Source organism: Virgibacillus sp. CM-4 (assembly GCF_000445495.1).
GTDB lineage: Bacteria > Bacillota > Bacilli > Bacillales > Amphibacillaceae > Virgibacillus > Virgibacillus salexigens.
The window spans coordinates 189,892-207,511 of sequence record NZ_AUQA01000001.1 but is presented as its reverse complement, the minus strand read 5'-3'; the positions used below and the strand labels follow the sequence as shown (position 1 = coordinate 207,511).

The 17,620-nt window shown below is 36.7% G+C and carries 19 protein-coding genes and 1 tRNA gene; 13 read left to right on the top strand and 7 right to left on the bottom strand.

All coding sequences use genetic code 11. The annotated features are described in order from the left end of the window. Positions 1 to 281: 281 nt before the first annotated feature. A complete protein-coding gene (locus M948_RS23550; protein ID WP_021288794.1) occupies positions 282 to 488 on the bottom strand; it encodes a hypothetical protein in 207 nt (68 codons plus the stop codon). Positions 489 to 686: 198 nt separating this feature from the next. Between M948_RS23550 and M948_RS23545 the strand changes: the two genes are divergently transcribed. Both M948_RS23545 and M948_RS23540 read left to right on the top strand, forming a co-directional pair. Then, positions 687 to 1,061, top strand: coding sequence for a DUF2642 domain-containing protein (locus M948_RS23545; RefSeq protein WP_021288793.1), 375 nt, complete (start codon positions 687 to 689; stop codon positions 1,059 to 1,061). Positions 1,062 to 1,074: 13 nt separating this feature from the next. Then, on the top strand, positions 1,075 to 1,287 hold the full coding sequence (locus M948_RS23540) for a hypothetical protein (protein ID WP_021288792.1): 213 nt from the start codon (positions 1,075 to 1,077) through the stop codon (positions 1,285 to 1,287). Positions 1,288 to 1,411: 124 nt separating this feature from the next. Here M948_RS23540 and M948_RS23535 read toward each other — a convergent pair whose 3' ends face one another. Then, positions 1,412 to 2,320, bottom strand: a complete 909-nt coding sequence (locus M948_RS23535) for a Gfo/Idh/MocA family protein (RefSeq protein WP_021288791.1) — start codon at positions 2,318 to 2,320, stop codon at positions 1,412 to 1,414. Between the two features lie 131 nt (positions 2,321 to 2,451). Between M948_RS23535 and M948_RS23530 the strand changes: the two genes are divergently transcribed. The 3 genes from M948_RS23530 to M948_RS23520 are packed head-to-tail and all read left to right on the top strand — an operon-like array spanning position 2,452 to position 5,121. Next, positions 2,452 to 3,372, top strand: coding sequence for a glycosyltransferase (locus tag M948_RS23530; protein WP_021288790.1), 921 nt, complete (start codon positions 2,452 to 2,454; stop codon positions 3,370 to 3,372). Between the two features lie 25 nt (positions 3,373 to 3,397). Then, complete coding sequence (locus M948_RS23525; protein ID WP_021288789.1) at positions 3,398 to 4,075, top strand: acyltransferase; 678 nt, start codon at positions 3,398 to 3,400, stop codon at positions 4,073 to 4,075. A 23-nt stretch (positions 4,076 to 4,098) separates the two neighbouring features. After that, positions 4,099 to 5,121, top strand: a complete 1,023-nt coding sequence (locus M948_RS23520; RefSeq protein ID WP_021288788.1) for a D-glucuronyl C5-epimerase family protein — start codon at positions 4,099 to 4,101, stop codon at positions 5,119 to 5,121. A 31-nt stretch (positions 5,122 to 5,152) separates the two neighbouring features. On the opposite strand, the gene wecB is transcribed toward M948_RS23520, so the two are convergent. Then, positions 5,153 to 6,238 (bottom strand): non-hydrolyzing UDP-N-acetylglucosamine 2-epimerase, encoded by a 1,086-nt coding sequence (wecB, locus tag M948_RS23515; RefSeq protein WP_021288787.1) that lies wholly within the window; start codon positions 6,236 to 6,238, stop codon positions 5,153 to 5,155. Positions 6,239 to 6,394: 156 nt separating this feature from the next. Between wecB and M948_RS23510 the strand changes: the two genes are divergently transcribed. Further along, the gene (locus tag M948_RS23510; RefSeq protein ID WP_021288786.1) at positions 6,395 to 7,630 is read left to right on the top strand and encodes a glycosyltransferase; all 1,236 of its coding nucleotides are present in this window, start codon (positions 6,395 to 6,397) and stop codon (positions 7,628 to 7,630) included. Between the two features lie 9 nt (positions 7,631 to 7,639). Here M948_RS23510 and M948_RS23505 read toward each other — a convergent pair whose 3' ends face one another. Then, positions 7,640 to 8,602 carry a GDP-mannose 4,6-dehydratase gene (locus tag M948_RS23505; protein ID WP_021288785.1) on the bottom strand — a complete coding sequence of 321 codons (963 nt, stop codon included), beginning with the start codon at positions 8,600 to 8,602 and terminating at the stop codon, positions 7,640 to 7,642. 20 nt (positions 8,603 to 8,622) lie between these two features. Next, positions 8,623 to 9,378, bottom strand: a complete 756-nt coding sequence (locus M948_RS23500) for an SDR family NAD(P)-dependent oxidoreductase (protein WP_031334898.1) — start codon at positions 9,376 to 9,378, stop codon at positions 8,623 to 8,625. A gap of 153 nt (positions 9,379 to 9,531) precedes the next feature. Here M948_RS23500 and M948_RS23495 point away from each other — a divergent pair, with 153 nt between their 5' ends. The 5 genes from M948_RS23495 (at position 9,532) to M948_RS23475 (ending at position 15,590) form a co-directional block, all read left to right on the top strand. Then, entirely contained in the window at positions 9,532 to 10,728 is a 1,197-nt protein-coding gene (locus M948_RS23495; RefSeq protein WP_021288783.1) for a glycosyltransferase family protein, read from the top strand. A gap of 27 nt (positions 10,729 to 10,755) precedes the next feature. After that, positions 10,756 to 11,985: a glycosyltransferase gene (locus M948_RS23490; RefSeq protein WP_021288782.1), complete on the top strand. Its 1,230-nt coding sequence runs from the start codon at positions 10,756 to 10,758 to the stop codon at positions 11,983 to 11,985. Positions 11,986 to 12,030: 45 nt separating this feature from the next. Further along, entirely contained in the window at positions 12,031 to 13,032 is a 1,002-nt protein-coding gene (locus tag M948_RS23485; RefSeq protein WP_231378645.1) for a glycosyltransferase family 4 protein, read from the top strand. A gap of 115 nt (positions 13,033 to 13,147) precedes the next feature. After that, positions 13,148 to 14,464 (top strand): nucleotide sugar dehydrogenase, encoded by a 1,317-nt coding sequence (locus M948_RS23480; protein WP_021288780.1) that lies wholly within the window; start codon positions 13,148 to 13,150, stop codon positions 14,462 to 14,464. Position 14,465: 1 nt separating this feature from the next. Then, a complete protein-coding gene (locus tag M948_RS23475; RefSeq protein WP_021288779.1) occupies positions 14,466 to 15,590 on the top strand; it encodes a DegT/DnrJ/EryC1/StrS family aminotransferase in 1,125 nt (374 codons plus the stop codon). 3 nt (positions 15,591 to 15,593) lie between these two features. On the opposite strand, the gene M948_RS23470 is transcribed toward M948_RS23475, so the two are convergent. Beyond that, positions 15,594 to 16,898, bottom strand: coding sequence for a glycosyltransferase family 2 protein (locus M948_RS23470; protein ID WP_021288778.1), 1,305 nt, complete (start codon positions 16,896 to 16,898; stop codon positions 15,594 to 15,596). 144 nt (positions 16,899 to 17,042) lie between these two features. Here M948_RS23470 and M948_RS42470 point away from each other — a divergent pair, with 144 nt between their 5' ends. Both M948_RS42470 and M948_RS42680 read left to right on the top strand, forming a co-directional pair. Then, positions 17,043 to 17,294: a hypothetical protein gene (locus tag M948_RS42470; RefSeq protein WP_148530718.1), complete on the top strand. Its 252-nt coding sequence runs from the start codon at positions 17,043 to 17,045 to the stop codon at positions 17,292 to 17,294. A 19-nt stretch (positions 17,295 to 17,313) separates the two neighbouring features. Further along, positions 17,314 to 17,517 carry a carcinine hydrolase/isopenicillin-N N-acyltransferase family protein gene (locus tag M948_RS42680; RefSeq protein ID WP_074436690.1) on the top strand — a complete coding sequence of 68 codons (204 nt, stop codon included), beginning with the start codon at positions 17,314 to 17,316 and terminating at the stop codon, positions 17,515 to 17,517. Here M948_RS42680 and M948_RS23460 read toward each other — a convergent pair. Beyond that, positions 17,508 to 17,580: transfer RNA gene (locus M948_RS23460), tRNA-Ala, on the bottom strand. The genes M948_RS42680 and M948_RS23460 overlap by 10 nt on opposite strands. Positions 17,581 to 17,620 lie beyond the last annotated feature (40 nt).

The window sequence follows — 17,620 nt, the reverse complement described above, 5'->3', positions numbered from 1 at the left end:
TTCTCCTATCTATTGTTCTGCCGCAATCTTCACAGCAAGACTTCTCAAACGCTTTTGATCTTGACATAGTATTATTTCCTCCTTCTTCTCGTTTAGAATATCTTATGTCTCAAAATTGAAATAGGAAGGGTGATTGTACCAAGATAAACTACCTATTTATTGGAGAAATAATTGTTTTTTAAAAGACAAAAGGAAATCCCGGTAATTTTTGTTGGTTTACCGGGATTTAGATTTAACTTTGAATATAGGGGGTTTTAAAAATTGATCTATTTGTCTATTATTTATTTTGTTTCATCTTCCTCATTATTACTTTTCATTACGCCATCCACATCTTTCCTTAGCTTGCTAACCATATCTCTAAGTGTTTCTTTATCTGTTTCACTTACTTTCGTTTTATCTAACGTAACACCGTGCTTTTTTAATGTTGCATCTAAAAGAAAATCGACAATATGGCTTGAAGCATTATTATTTTGATTGTTTTTACTCAATTCTTCCACCTCCAGCAAAGCTTTTTATATAGTATATTCTCACAAGATGTAATCGTGCTAAGATACTAGTCTATTTATGGGTTATATGAATCTATAGGATAAAGGTGGAATTATCGCTCCATGAAATAAATGCCCTTACTAATGGCTATTGTGGTACATATATTGAATAGAAATATATTATAGAAAGGATGAATATCATTGGCACTAACAAATGGACAGCGTAGTCTACTAGAGCTGCTAAATCAATTGTCCCAGAACCTAGCTAATAGCAGTGGCATAAATTCAGATGTATCTCTAAATTTACCAGGAATTGGTGTAGATGTTGGGCTTGACCTAGGTGGTACCGGCAGTACTGGAGACACAGGAGATAATGGGGGTACACCTGACACGCCTACTACAATCCGAGATGTACTTTTAGGTTTAGTTAATGAACAAGTAGAACTAACCACTCCTTTTGGAATGGTAACAGGGACATTGCTAGCAGTAAGAGATGATTATGTTGTTGTAATTGAGAATACCGGGTCACAAGCACTTGTCCGAATCGATAAGATTGAATTTGTCAGTGAACTATAAAGGAGGATTATAAATGTTTGAAGATGCATTTGCAGCTGAACTTGCAACGCAATTGGGTTCTACTGTTGAGGTAGCTACAGATAACAACTTAATAGAAGGAATTCTTTCAACAGTGACTGCGGAATTGGTATTAGTAATTGATGTAAGCAGCGGATACGGTGATAATGTGAAAATCTATATATCGTTAGACGCAATTAACTTCGTTCGTTTCCCTGTAGCAGCTTAAATAAAATAAAAAATACCCTGATATAAAGTTCAGGGTATTTTTTATATTGTTTTTTCATAAGTTTATTCCAAAAGTCATACGATGAAATGATAAGCGTACACTTCCAAGTGTACGCTGACAATACTTAATTCAACTTACTTATTGCATTACCGATTTGGTTGGTAAGCTGAAGTGCTTTTATCCCATCTTCGCCCGAGACTTTTGGTTGATCGTTGTTTTGGATGCAACGTATAAAATCCATTAACTGTAAGTGGAGCGGTTCGATCTCATCATCAATCACAGTTATGCTTGTTATGCCTGATCGTACGATTTTTAATTGCTTTTGAATGATGTCGACATCAAATAGAGCGTCTTCGGTTAAAATCTGGATAGACCTTATTTTTCTTTTCGATTTAAAGCTGGCGGTTAATTGTACAATAATGTCTTTAACAGATGTAGCAATAACAACCGCGTGTTTTGGGGTGTTTTCAATGATTTTACCAAAAGCATGAAAGTCGTCAATGGTATCTTGAAGAATAGCTTGTAGGATATAAAGGTCATGGATCATTAAATCAGCTACTACATCTACATTTTTAATACGGTGATGATATGGATTCATTCGATGAAATTCCATTCCAATGATCTTTTCATCTGTTAATTCCTTTATCAGTAATTGAATTATTGGATTAAATAGTTCAATATGACCGACTTGAAGCTTTATTCCCGCCTTTTTCGCTTTTTTGACCAAATCGTTTGCCTGAACAACCGTACTAGTTATTGGTTTTTCCATTAGGATGTGCACGTTGTGCTTAATACAGGTTAAGCCAATTGGGTAATGGTATTCAGTTGGTACAGCTATACTTATTGCATCAACTTGTTGGAGAAGGTTATCCATCGATTGAAATTGTCTCACATTATATTTGTTCGCCATATCATTTGCCCTTTGTTCATCTTTATCAAAAATACCAACTAGTTGGCAGTGTTCATGCATGGATAAATATGTTCGAATATGATTTTCTCCCATCTTTCCTGTGCCAATTACACCAACTCTCATAATAAATCTCCTCACTCTGATGACTCCTTGTTCTATATCGTATGCATGAGCTTGTAAGCGAGATAGACTGACATAACACAAATAAATAAAATTGGCCTTTGACCTGTTCAATTAAGAAGGGAGGTGGCAATATGATTCGTCTATTATTAATCGCTGAAGACACTTCACAGATGATTAATAGAAATTACTTCTACTTAGAGCAGGAACTATCTCGTCTTGTTCACGTCATGCTGTGGAGAAAATCAGGACATATTGATTATATCCTGAAACAACTTGATGTGCGTCCGGATTTTATATTGATTCTCAATGATATCGATCGGCAAATGAAGCCAATAATAAAGGGGCTTGCACATGTGGATATCCCTACTGGACTATTTATAAATGATGTTCATCGTTTTGTAAGTCTTCGAAGGAATTATATACAGAAAAACAACATTGATTATTTGTTTCCAGTCGTTCGTGATAAATGTTTGGAGGTATATCCGGAATTTCAAAATAAAATGGAATGGTTTCCACATTTCGTTAATATAGAATTATGTAAGGACTACAGATTAAAAAAAGATATCAATTTATTAATGATTGGGGCGGTAAATGAGCTTTATCCATTAAGACAACGTATTATCAATACCTATCAAGGAAGGGCAGATTTCGTGTATCATCCACATCCAGGGTACCATCATTTTAATGAGGAAGAACAACAAGAGAAGATGATTGGTAAGAATTATGCCAAGGAAATAAACAGATCAAAGATACTTTTTACTTGTCCATCAAAACTTCATTATCCTGTAATCAAATATTTTGAGGCTCTTGCTTGTAAAACATTGCTACTGGCTCCTACGTTTAATGAGCTAGAGGATATTGGATTTATACCAGGGATTCATTTTGTACCAATAGATGAGCATGATTTTGAGCAAAAAGCGGCATATTTCTTAAGTCATCAAACGGAACGTGAACAAATTGCCGAACAGGGGTACCGATTTGTACGTAAGCATCATAGCGTTCAACAAAGAACAAACCAATTAATTGAAAAAATTAAATGTATACTACAATAATAGTATAACTTGAGGAGGTTTTTGTTTGGCTTCTATTCCAGAGAGCTCGCAGTTTGGAAATAATGTTGTTATAGAAAATAACGTTAGCATTGGTGAGCACGTTGTTATCGGCCATAATTCGATTATTTTAGAAGGTACAACCATCGGTGATCATGTCCATATTGGTTGTAATTGCGTTATTGGTGTCAAGCCTAGCATAAATCAGAGAATGCGAAAAACATCTAAGGCGACTCAGCTCGTGATTGAACCTGGTACGCGAATTGGGCAGCTCGTCTCTATTTATTCTGGTACACGAGTGGGAAAAGATGTGTTTATTGGCGACCATGCAAGTATTAGAGAAAATGTTACGATCGGAGATGAATCGATTGTTGGTAGGGCGGCCATTGTAGAGTTAAATACAATAATTGGAAAATCTTGTACCATTCAAACGCTGGCATATGTGACAGGGGATACAACAATTGAAGATAATGTATTTCTAGGTCCATGTGTATCGATGTCGAATGACAAATATATGGGAGCACAAAGCTACTCCCTAAAGGGACCGTACATAAAAAAAGGAGCTAAAATTGGGAATAACGCTTCACTGCTGCCTGGAGTAAACATTGGTGAAAATACGATTGTTGGTGCAGGTTCTGTTGTCACTAAACATCTTGAAAATGGGATAGTTGCTGTAGGTATCCCTGCTAAAAAATTACAATCTTAACAGAAGTTGAGGGTGATATAAAAATGGAATCAGGACGGCCTGAGGATATTCGTGTAGTGATGCATCAACATTTAGAATGTAAAGGAAAGAAGATTGGGAATGAGCTATTTGTTCCAATCACGTTATTAGAGAAGGGATATTTCGCTGAAAAGGAATGGATCGAGGGTCAGAAATTATTAAAGATCCATGTTTCCAAAGCCCGTTATTCCGAGATTAATCAGTACGATTTTCGAGGGAATTATTTACATTATGATAAAAACGGGGTGGAGAACTGGAGTGTAGAATTTCATGATGGTATTCCAAAAACTGTCTATCCATTTGGAACTTATTTTAATCCTTCTACTATTGCCCAATATGGTTTACAACATTATAGTTTATACCTGAAAAATAAGGATGAACAAAGTAAACAGAAATTTTTATCTGTTGCAGCATGGTTTTTACAAAACCAAAATTCTCAAGGAGGCTGGGCATATCAATTTGATCATGCTTATTATCCTAGCAGGCTAGAAAAGTTAAAGGCTCCATGGTATTCGTCTATTGGTTTAGGAATGGCAATGTCTGTTTTGGCAAGGGCATCTTATTTAACAAAAAATACTACCTATCAAAACAAAGCATTACAAGCTACCTCTATTTTTCAAACATCTTCTAATGATCATGGAATCTTAGCCAAGTTTGAAGGCAAGTATTCATTTTATGAAGAGTGTCCTACAAATCCGCCTAGCTACATTTTAAATGGCTTCATGTTCGCTTTAATTGGACTATATGATCTCCACAAACAAACAGGAAATAGGCAAGCAGGAATGTTATATGAAGATGGTGTGAGAACTCTAAAAAGAATGTTACCTTTATATGACTTAGGAAATCGAACTGCATATGATTTAACCCATTATACGACAGATGGTGGGTATCCGAATATCGCATCGTGGGGATATCATGTAACACATATTCATTTATTAGCTGCTTTGAACTCGGTTAAGAAAGATCCCAAGATGAGTGAAACACTACAAAGGTGGAAGGGTTATATCGATGGAAAGATGGCTAGATAACCAAAGGAAGAGGTAATGAATGCCTCTCCCACTAATGATTCTTGTTATACGTTTGCAATAATAGATTGTGAATGAGAGAAGAAGTTTTTCCATCTCCATATAAGAGTGGCGAATTTGTTGGTATGGACAGATCTTTCATGCTCTTGACGATTTGCTGCGTATCTGCGCCAACTAGTTGATTCCAACCAGTTTCTAACGTTTCAATCCACTCGGTTTCCTCTCTGAGCGTAACACAAGGGACTTGCAGCATGTATGCTTCTTTTTGCAATCCTCCAGAGTCGGTTAAAATCGCTTTTGCATCAGAGGCAACCGCTAGCATGTCAAAGTAATTTACAGGTTCAATCGTCTTTATCTGAGTATGAGTAATTAAGTCGGTTAATTTATACTGCTCTATTTTCTGCTTCGTCCTAGGGTGTAAAGGAAGGACAACTGTCTTATCCAATTGTTGGAGCCCTGTTAGTATGGCTGTTAATCGTTCAACTTGATCGGTATTCTCTGCGCGATGAATGGTTGCTAGGTAATAATTATTTTTTTTAAGCGTTAAATCATTTCTTAGCGTGGATTGTTTTAATGCTTGATTTTTAAAGAAAAGCACTGCATCAAACATAATGTCACCAGTCTGGTACACACCTGAAGTAATACCTTCTTTTTTTAAATTCGTCATAGCAGTTTGTGATGGACAAAATAACCAACTAGACAAATGATCTGTAACGATTCGGTTGATCTCTTCAGGCATTTCTTTATTATAGCTACGTAATCCAGATTCTACATGTGCAATAGGAATATGGAGCTTTGCTGCTGCTAGGCTTCCAGCTAAGGTGGAATTCGTATCTCCATATACCAATACGATGTCTGGTTCCATCGAGATCATAATACTTTCCAATTTTGCAAGCATATTTGCTGTTTGTTCACCGTGGGAACCAGATCCAATACCTAAATAATAATCCGGTTTAGGGAGCTTTAGTTGGTTAAAGAATATGGTGGACATATTTGCATCATAGTGCTGTCCTGTGTGTACTAAAATTTCTTCCATTTTCCCTTCAGATTGAATTGCTTTGGATAACATGGATGCTTTAATAAATTGTGGCCTTGCACCAACTACAGTTAAAATTTTCATACAAATCCCCTCTCTTATAAATATGTATGATTTATCAACCAATCATTTCTTGTTAGGTATTCAACGTCAATATGTTGGATTAAGGAAGGTGTTAGCATGAATGCTTACCAAGCTAAATATAATGAATGTATTCAGAAATAAGAAAGGAGTGCTAAAATGTCTAAAAAGGTATGTATGCTAGTTGCTGAGCACCCTTTTTTAGATTCAAGGATATTCAAGAGAGAAGCGAAATGCCTTAAGAAATTAGGCTATGATGTCACGATGATTGTTCCAAGAAAAGATGGGTATCTTTTTGATATTGATGGAACGCCGTTTAAAGATACCTATTTATCACAGAGATTCACCCATGAAGGGATTACGATAATAACCTATGACTTTAGAGAGAGTAGGAATTCATTAAGTAAAGTAGTCTCCCCATTAGCACAATGGGAACAAGGATTTAACAATCCGTTAACTGAACTTGGCGTACAGGAAAATGCGGATGTTTATCATGTTCATGAGTACTTATCTTTATTTGCAGGAATAGGCGTCAAAAGAAGAATGAACCAGCAGCAAAAACATGTGAAATTAATATATGATAGTCATGAACTAACCCCAGATCCATTTGATTCTAGAAATTCCAAACAGCACAGAGAGAATTTAAAAGAGAAGTTGCTCGTAATGTTGAAAGAAGTAGACTACATTATTACTATTTCCCATGCAATAAAATCATGGTTTCTTTCACAGGATCCTACTTTTGCTGTAGAAGTAATTTATAATTCCCCCCCATTAGCGACGAAGTATAAACCGAAAAATTTTAGTGGAGACAAACTTGTTGCTTGCTACGAAGGGAATATCGATTACAAAAGGGGAAGTAAAAATAAAATCACGCAAATGACCGAAATATGCTCCAAATCCATCGATTTTCAATTTAAAGTTATTGGTGGAACAAGATTTGGCGATTCATTTGTCCTTCCCGATCACTTAAAGAACAACGTGATTCTAACGGGATGGGTTGATTATTATTCCATTGGTGAGTATATGAAAGATGTTGACGTTGGCTGGATTGATTATGAAGATTTAAATGATTCCCTCAACCGTTCGTATGCTATGCCGAATAAATTTTTTAGTTACTTAAATAATGGTGTTCCAATTATTGTAAATCGCTGTCATGAAATGGAATCTTTCTTAAGAGAACATCGTTGCGGTTTAGTAATTGATAAAAAAGATGCCACTGCCAAGGACTATGCTGAAGCAATGCTGTACTTGGCAAAGAACAAAGAACTGGTTAGAACGATGAGTATGAACGCTAGAAATGTAATGGAAGAAATTTATTGCTGGGAGCAAATGGAAGTAAGATTAGCCAATGTATACCAACAGTTACTTCAACAAACTACCCTATTTGATGTGTAATCGTATAGGTTACTGGTTCGCTTTTACCCAATTTACGGTAGATGTGATGCCATCTTTAAATGCTGTTTTATTAAAAGTACCAATTAATCCATGTAATTTTTTCATTGAACCTCTGTGAATTTCAACATCTGCTTTTCGATTAGGTTTTTGAAGAACTTCACCGTTATAATTCATTACTTCCATAATTGTTTCGATCACCTGTTTAATGGATAGTTGCTGGTCTGTTGTGATATTTACACAATCACCGGAAGAGATAATAGGATAGGTTTTTATTACCATATCTACGGTGTCTTTGACATAAATAAAGTCTCTTGTTTGTTGACCATGTCCATGTATCTCTGGAACATCACCGTCTAGAATTTTCTTAATTGTAACTGGAATGACACCAGCTAAAGGCCCTGAGAAATTTTGCCTTGGACCATAATTATTAAATGGCCGAACGATAAAAGCATCCAAATCAAACATGTTGACGTAAGATTGTAACAACAAATCAGCCGAAGCTTTTCCGGCGGCATATGTTGTGGTCGGGAGTAAAGGATGGGCTTCATCCATAGGCTGATATTTAGATGAACCATATGCTTCAGAGGATGAAAAATGACAGAGCGTTTGAAAAGCTCCGTTTCGTTGTAATTCTAAAATATTCTTTAAGACGACAACATTGGTTAAAAATGCATTTGAAGGGTTTATAAAGGAGTAGTTTAACGCCTTGGTTGCACAATTAAAAACAATATCAATATCATGTTTTCCCATAATGTAATTCAATGTCTCTTGATTTTCTGCATCATCGATATAAAGGGTTGTATTTTGTGCTAGTGCAGCAGTTAGGTGTCCTATACTGCCTGTAAAAAGACTATCCAAAATCACAATATGTTTTGCGTTTTCTTTTATTAATTTATCTACTAAATGGCTCCCAATAAAACCAGCTCCACCAATAACCAAGATGGTACTGTTTGCAAGCAATGGTCGATTCATAGTTGGCACTTCCTTTTCCGTTAATAATTCATTCGTGATTGACCACCATCAACAGTAATCGTAGTACCGACAATCCAAGATGCCTTATCTGAAGCTAAGAATACAGCAGTGTTTCCAATTTCCTCAGGTTTACCTAGTCGTCCTGCAGGTATTCTAGCGCTTGCATAATTTGTTAAGAAGTTTGGATCGTTTTGGATACGTCGATTCCATTCTTTATTTGGATGGAAGATCGCCCCAGGGGCGATACCAACAACACGAATATTATGTTTTATTACTTCAGAGCTAAAGGCTTTTGTAAAGCTGATTACTGCTGATTTTGAGGTGTTGTACGCAGGTAATCCGCCTGATTCTTTTCCGTAAATGGATGCAATATTAATAATTACCCCTGCACCTTTGTCTATCATGTATTGGCTTACTAATTGACTTAAGTGCAACACAGAGATGAAATTAATCTTCATTGACGCTTCGAATACGGCTGGTGCTGTGTCTAAAACCTGAGTTCCTATTCCTGCACCAGCATTATTAACTAGTACATCAATTGTCTGGAAGTCTTCGATAAATTCGTGAATTAACTGTATACGCTCATCCTCTATCGTGATGTCTTTTCTATATACCTTTACTCCAAGTTCTTGTTTTACATGAAGAAGTTCCGTTGGGTTTCGAGCCACAACGCCAACATTAGCTCCTTCTTTACGAAAAGCTTGGGCGATGGCTTTCCCTATTCCTCTTGATCCCCCAGTTACAAGTACATTCTTTCCAGTTAAGTTTAATTCCACTTGGATTACCTCCAATACGACATATAGCCATGGTGATAACAAATAACGACATCCTAACACGTACATTCAATTATATGAATATTTGCATTCAGATGTTAATACTTTATTAGGAGGATAGGAAAATAATAATTAAGTTGAAGAGTGGAGGTTGACATGTTGAAACCAAAGGTGTGTATGCTGCTTTGCTACCTTCCCTTTCTAGATTCGCGTATTTTTGAATGTGAGGCGAAGAGTCTTTTAAACAATGGTTATGATGTCACCATTATTGCACCGCGTAAGGCTGGTCTTCTTTTTGATATAAATGGAGCACCATTCAATAAGAAATTTCGTGAACGAGTTTTTTATTATCAAGGTATAAAGGTAGTTACTTATGATAGTGAGAGAAGGTCGTTAAATCCAGTATCTGACCCGCTTTATCAATTAGGAATAAAAGAAGATGCTGACTTTTATCATGCGCATGAATTGAACTCTTTTACTTATGGAAAAGCGATTAAGCAGGATCTACAACAGCAGAGGAATAAAGAAGTTAAGTTAATATATGATAGTAGACAACTTATTCCTGATCCCTTTCCATTACAGATAAATGATCATACAAAGCAACAATGGCATAAGACACTCTTAGGAAATTTACAAGAAGCCGATTATGTTATTACCGTATCGAATTCAATTAAATCTTGGTACCTGGCAATGGATCCTATGTTATCGGTTGAGGTAATTTATAATGCTCCGCCATTAAGTAAACATATCATGAACAAAAACACACCTAACGATTCATTTGTTGTCGTTCATGAAGGCAATATGTCAAGAGAAACCTTCGAAAAGGTAATAGCAATCACTGAGGGAAGTAACAGCGGAACGGATGTTGAATTTAAAATCATTGGTGGATCGAGGTATGGGGAAACCTTTCCAGTACCTGCGCATTTGCAAAATAGAGTACACATAGAACAGTGGGTTGATTATCATACACTACCAGCAACGATGGCAGGTGCAGACCTTGGTTTAATTGATCTAGATCCAACCCATTCCCTTAATAATATGTTTGCGATGCCTGCCAAATTATTTAGTTACTTAAATAATGGAATTCCGGTTGTAGCTAGCAAGTGCAGTGATATAGAAAAATTTATAAAAACGTATCAATGCGGACTTGTTATTAATAAACGAAATCCTGCGCCGGCAGACTATTTGCAAGTAATACATCATTTGCGACAGCATCCAGAAAAATGGGCAGCTATGGGAAGCAATGCAAGGAAAGTAATGGAGGAAGTCTATAATTGGAATCATATGGAGAAACGGCTGATATCGATTTATCAATCCCTAGGTTCGAATCAAATGCCTTATCTCTTATCATAAGGCGAAATTGCTTGTTGGGAGGGAATTATGACTAAAACAGTATGTTTTTTAGTGTCGGAGCATCCATTTTTAGATGCACGGATTTTTAAGAAAGAAGCAAAAAGCTTACATAAATCAGGGTATCATGTAACGATGATCGTTCCTAAAAGAGATGGTTACTTATTCGATATAGATGGTACTACGTTTACTGATCAGTATTTAGAGGATTCGTTTTATCATGAAGGAATTAAAATAATTACCTATGATCAAATGTATCCAGAAAAGCATATTAAAGCCCTCCACTACAATTTAAAATCTGGAAAATACATACGGTTTACCGATCCCCTAACTCAATTGGGAATACAGCAGCAGGCAGACTTTTATCATGCACATGAATTTTTTTCTTTGTATTGCGGAGTAGGCATTAAACGGTGTCTAATGTCTAAAGGGAAACCATGCAATTTAATCTATGATAGCCATGAACTGGAACCCGATCCACTGATCAATCAATCTAGTAAAACAAAAAAACTAAAAAATGAAATGCTTGAAAGCATGATAAAAGAGATAGACTATTTGATCACCGTATCTGAATCTATCAAGGCATGGCATCTATCCGTCAATCCGACCATACCTGTTGAAGTAATTTATAATTCCCCGCCTTTAGCTACGGATTTCAAACTAAGTAAGAATGGAAAATCGCAATTAATCCTTACATTTGAAGGGACAATCAATAAGAAAAGAGGAAGTTTTGATAAATTAGTAAAGATTATAGAGATCGTTAATCAACAACTAGATGTTAAGGCTAAAATAATTGGAGGGTTTAAGGGAAAAGAAGCAAAACAACAATTAGAACGATTGCCGGATCATATTCAAGATAATATCCAATTCACCGGTTGGATTCCTTATGAAAAGATACCACAAGTAATGCGCGATGTTGATATTGGATGGATTGATTTAGATGCAGCTCATTCGTTGAATAATCGATATGCAATGCCAAATAAGTTTTTTAGTTATTTAAATAATGGAATTCCTGTACTTGTTAATCAATGCGAAGACATGGCAACATTTATTCATTACTATCAATGCGGATATGTCGTGCCGAAGCTACAAGCCACTGCACGGGATTATGTTGAAGCGCTTATCGCTTTATCTGCCAATCGTAATGAGCTTGCCGAAATGAAGTATCAAGCACGTAACGTAATGGAGTCTACATTTAGTTGGGAACATATGGAGAAACGTCTGATTAACGTCTATCAACAGCTAACGGAGACTTCATAAAAAGCGAACAGTTATGATTCAGGAAAGGGGTTTATTTGATTGCGAGTGCTACATCTTCCGTACGGACCTTCAATGATTGAGTTATGTCGAGCTTTACGAGCAAAAGGAGTAGACGCTACTGCTTGCCATTTCGATGAAAATAATTTCGAGTTTGAACCGGATTTATGCTTACGCTTAAATTCCCTTTCGTCTCCAGAAAGGGAGAACCGCATCCATACGTTTTTACAAAAAGCGATTGAAACATACGATATTTTTCACTTTCATTTTGGAGCAACCTTTTTCCCTGATAAACGCGATTTAAAACGATTAAAGCAAGCAGGAAAGAAAATGGTTGTTCATCATCATGGCTCTGATATTCGAGTAGGTTCGATAGCTAGAAGCTTTAACAACCCTTATGTTCGAGTGAAGCCAGAATGGACGGAAGAGAAGATATATGCCAATATTGCGACGTTATCCAATTATATCGATCATGCGATTGTTCAAGACCCTGAACTAGAATGTTACATTTCAAATGTATACGAACATACGCATATCATTCCCCATACAATTGATGTACGTCAGTTTACCCCAAATTATCCGGATAGTAATACATCCACCCCTCTCATTGTCCATGCTCCTACTTCGCGCAATCTAAAAGGAACCGAGTTTATTCTAAATGCTGTTAGTACGCTAAAGAGGAAGGGAATTCCATTGAAATTTAAATTAATTGAAGGTTACACATATCAGGAGACGAAGCAGCTCCTCTCTCAAGCTGATATCGTTATTGATCAATTGCGCATTGGTGCAAGTGGATTTATTAGTTCGGAAGCCATGGCATTCGGAAAACCCGTGATTTGCTATATAAGGGAAGACTTAGTAGATAAATATTCTGGTAAGCTACCAATCGTTAATGCGAATCCTAGTACTATCCTAACTGTATTAAAGGAGCTTGTTCAAAACCCGGTGAAATGGGGAGAGCTAGGCAGGGAAGGTAGAAAATATATTGAATCCTTTCACGATGCCCCTATTGTGGCTGATCGTTATATTGATATCTATAAAGCGTTATAAATGGCTGGATTCGGACAGCAGTTGAAGTTTTTCCAACCGGTGACAACGTCCAAACTGTCTATGATTTACAATCATATCCTATAGAAAATCTTCTCATAGAAATGAGGGTAAATCCATGACCATAGACGAACAACAAGCGAGTGTAGCTGTGATTGGACTTGGCAAAATTGGGCTTACCTTGGCTGCTGTATTTGCAACAAATGGGTATTATATTTTTGGTGCAGATAAAAACAAAGAAGTTGTTGCTTCTATTAACCAAGGGAAATCACATATTAATAATGAGCCAGGATTAGATCAATTAGTTTCGGATGCCGTTGAAAATAATCAAATGCGGGCTACTTCCGACAATGTGGAAGCTGTTGCTCATTCTTCCATCATTGTTGTTATTGTCCCTGTATTAGTCGATACCGCTAACCAAATTGATTATCAAATGATCGATGCTGTAGTGGAAGACATAGCTAAAGGGATAAAGAAGGGGTCATTAGTTATTTTTGAAACAACACTGCCACCGGGGGACACGAAAAACCGGTTTGGAAAACGAATTGAAGAGCGATCGGGTTTACGGTTAGGTACGGACTTCTATCTTGCATACAGTCCTGAACGAGTGTATTCAAACCGAATCATCGAGGACTTGGAAAAATATCCAAAAGTAGTTGGCGGCATAAATGAGAAAAGTTTATTGTTAGCATCTACATTTTATAAGCAGGCATTAAACTGTCAGCTAATAGAAGTAAGCTCAATTGAAACCGCTGAATTCTCAAAAGTGGCAGAATGTGTATATCGGGATGTTAATATTGCTCTTGCGAATGAACTTGCTCAATTTGCAGATCAAACGGGAGTTAATATATCTGAAGTAATCGTAGCTAGTAATAGTCAGCCGTATTCACATATACATTCACCAGGTATAGGGGTTGGGGGACATTGTATCCCGATCTACCCATATTTCTTTATTAATAAAGGATTAAATCAAGGGCTAACACCACTTGCTAGAGAGGTTAATGATGGCATGGCAGCCTATGCCATCTCACAGGTTAAGAAGGAAGTTGGTAGTCTAGCAAATAGGAATGTTCTTATATTGGGACTTTCATATAGAGAGAATGTAAAGGAGCCAACGAAATCAACGACGTTATTACTAATAGATCAACTACTGAATATGAATGCCAACGTCTTTGTGAATGATCCATTATTCTCAGATAGAGAAATTCATGCATTTGGGGTAACGCCGCTTTCTCTACAAGACAAATCCATCTCCAAGATTGATATTATTATTTTGCAGGCCTATCATGACGATTATAAGAATTTAAATTTTAAAGACTTTACCAATTGTAAGCTTTTATTTGATGGACGTAATCAATTAAAACAGGAAGATATCAAAAAACACGGGATTACTTATCAAAGTATCGGTCAACAAAGTGAAAAAGGGGAGTGGTAATGTGTCTAACCACAGTTTAACCCCAATACCAATGGTTGACTTAAAAGAAGAATTAGCCTTAGTAAGAAACCCAATTCTAGCAAGTCTTACCGAGGTTTTAGATAGCGGGGAATATATTCTTGGAACGAAAGCAGCACAATTAGAAGAGGATGTTGCAAGATATATAGGAGTTCCGTATGCAGTCGGCGTAGGGAATGGAACGGATGCGTTACAACTATCTCTAATGGCATTTGATATTGGCCCTGGGGATGAGGTGATCACAACGCCATTTACTTTTTTTGCCACTGGCGAGGCTATTGCGCAAGTCGGTGCCACCCCTGTATTCGTTGATATTGATGAAGCAACGTATAACCTAGATCCTTCCAGAATAGAAGAAGTAATAACAGATCGGACAAAAGCTATTATTGTTGTCCATCTATATGGACAAATGGCTGAAATGAAAAGCATTATGGAAGTAGCTAAAAAGTATCAAATTAAGGTGATAGAAGATGCTTGTCAAGCAATTGGATCAGAATATAATGGAGTAAGAGCTGGAGCGATTGGTGACATTGGCTGTTTTTCTTTCTTTCCTTCCAAAAATTTAGGCGCGTATGGAGATGCCGGTTTAATAACAACAAATCAACAAAGTCTCTATGAGAAGTTAATGCAATTGCGAAACCATGGAAGTGAGCAGAAATATTATCACACATTATTAGGTATGAATAGCCGGCTTGATGAATTCCAAGCTGCAATTTTGTTAGCAAAGCTCCCTTATTTGGATATCTTTCTACACCAACGAAAAGAGGTTGCTAGAAGATATACGGAGAGCTTTCATCAGCAATTACGTCCTCCTTCTGTTCCGCAAAATCGGGGGCATACGTTTCATCAGTATTGTATTGAATTAGATAATAGAGATGAACTGGCTTTGGAATTAAACAAACATAAAGTTGCTTCTGCTATCTATTACCCAATACCATTACACTTACAAGTCGCATTCCAATACCTTAAATATAAAGAAGGGGATTTTCCTATTGCTGAAAAAACAGCGAAACGAATACTAGCTTTACCGATTTATCCTATGCTATCGATCCAGAAACAAGCATATGTGATATCCATCGTGAAGGAATTTTTAGAGAGTAATAGATAGCATCTATCTATTACTCTTTTTGTTTAGTGTCCTTAAAAATTCTTTCCATTTCCCATTCTCTTTTTTAGTAATGCTCTCTGGATGTTCTCTTACATTATAAATTGTAAAATCCTGATAGCGGAAAGGAGAGGTAGTAAACAGCTGTTTCAATACAGCTACGTCTTCGTAAAGCCGGCCTTCTTCATACTCAATGATTGGAAACCCACCTTGCTTTTTTAACATGGAAGTTCGATATATCCGTGGTCCAAGTGGAAAGCGATAAGCCATTAAATCATGTATATCTTTGATGGTTTTTCCTTGACTAATTCCTTTATAAAGCAAATTATTGTCTCGTTGCTTCCATCTACGAAAATTGCCGTACAATACACCAATTTCTTGCGGTAAAGTCATTAAATACGTTGTAATGATTGATACAGCATCTGGGTCAAGCCAATCATCTGCATCCAACTCTAAGATAAATTCACTAGAAACATAGGGTAACAGCTTATTTAATGCTTTTGCTTTCCCTTCATTTTTTTTATGAAGTAACTGGATCTTGTATTGTTTTTCCCACCGTAATAATTGCTGATAGGATCGATCTGTAGAACCATCATCTATAACAAGAATTTGTTCAAAGGGTTCCGTTTGCCAATGACATGATGCAACCGCATTTGCTACATAACCCTGCATATTATAATTTGCCAACATTACGGATAATGAGGGTTTATTAGTCGAAGAAGTTATCGCATTGGATTGGTGTTTTTGTACGAATCTTTCCTTTTCAAGGCTCGTTGCAGAACGATTCCTCCTGGCTTGTTTCAAGCAATCCTTCTTACTTATTTTATGGGTTTCTTCTAACAAGGACAGCCATATTGGTAATAACCCTTCTTTAAAAGGGGTGCTTATTACTGAGAATTTGGTTTGTTGCTGCATATAAGCGGTGCAAACGAATAAGGGCATTTGAATAGGTATATTGTTAGACGTAACGTAATTGGTTGCTAAGACAAATACTGCATCTGGTAGCTGGATAAATTCTGAATTTACATTTGGAGAAAGACACATTGAATCTTGTAGAAACAGCACATAACTACTAGCTAATTGGTTTATTGTTTGGTCTATGCACTCTCCAGCGTTAACATCATTCACTGTTATTAAGGTAATTGGAAACGAATAAGAAGGCATGTTACTTTCTTTTATGGAAGTACTGTTGGAATCGATCATTACAACAATGGAAGTAATTCTTGCATTTAGACGATGTAAAGACTGAAGGGATTTATGAAATGCTACACGATCAGATGGCCACATAATAATGACAGTTATATCCTTCAATATGGTACCTCCTCTATGCAAGGCTTAATTACGATAGCATATGTATTTGAAATGAGAAATGTTGATGTTTAGAGAGGGAAAAACGATTATCATGTCGAAAGTAAGAATGAATGTTCATGTTTAGCAAAGGGAGATGAAATGCAATTGGAGGAAATACAGGTTGATGTACTACAAATTAGAGGAACTTCATTTAGGAATGGGTACATACAGGGCAAGCAATTAAACCGTGAATTAATGCACACCTTCTCGATAATGGAGGAGAATGACAGAAACGTAGAAGCAGTAATACCAATTTACCAAGAGTTGGCACCACATTTGGTAGATGAACTTCATGGGTTGGCAGACGGGTTAGCCAACCCATTTTTTAAAAGCGGCAACATTATTTGGTGGATATAATATTCCGAAGATCAAAGGAATGGGCTGTTCTTCTGTAATAAATCGAGACTTTGCTGTACGTAATTACGAATTCTCCCCTAAGTTATATGATAAACGTTTGGTGTTAATCCAGCCAGAAGAAGGATTTGCAAGTATTGGCCATAGCCTTCACGTGATTGGGCGACATGAAGGAGTTAATCAAGGTTCCCATGTTTGCTTTTTACATGAAGCAGATGGAGCATAGCGGGCTCGAACCGCTGACCTCTTCGCTGCCAGCGAAGCGCTCTCCCAACTGAGCTAATGCCCCGTACATAAAAATTATAGTGAATGATCTTTGTTTTTGCAAG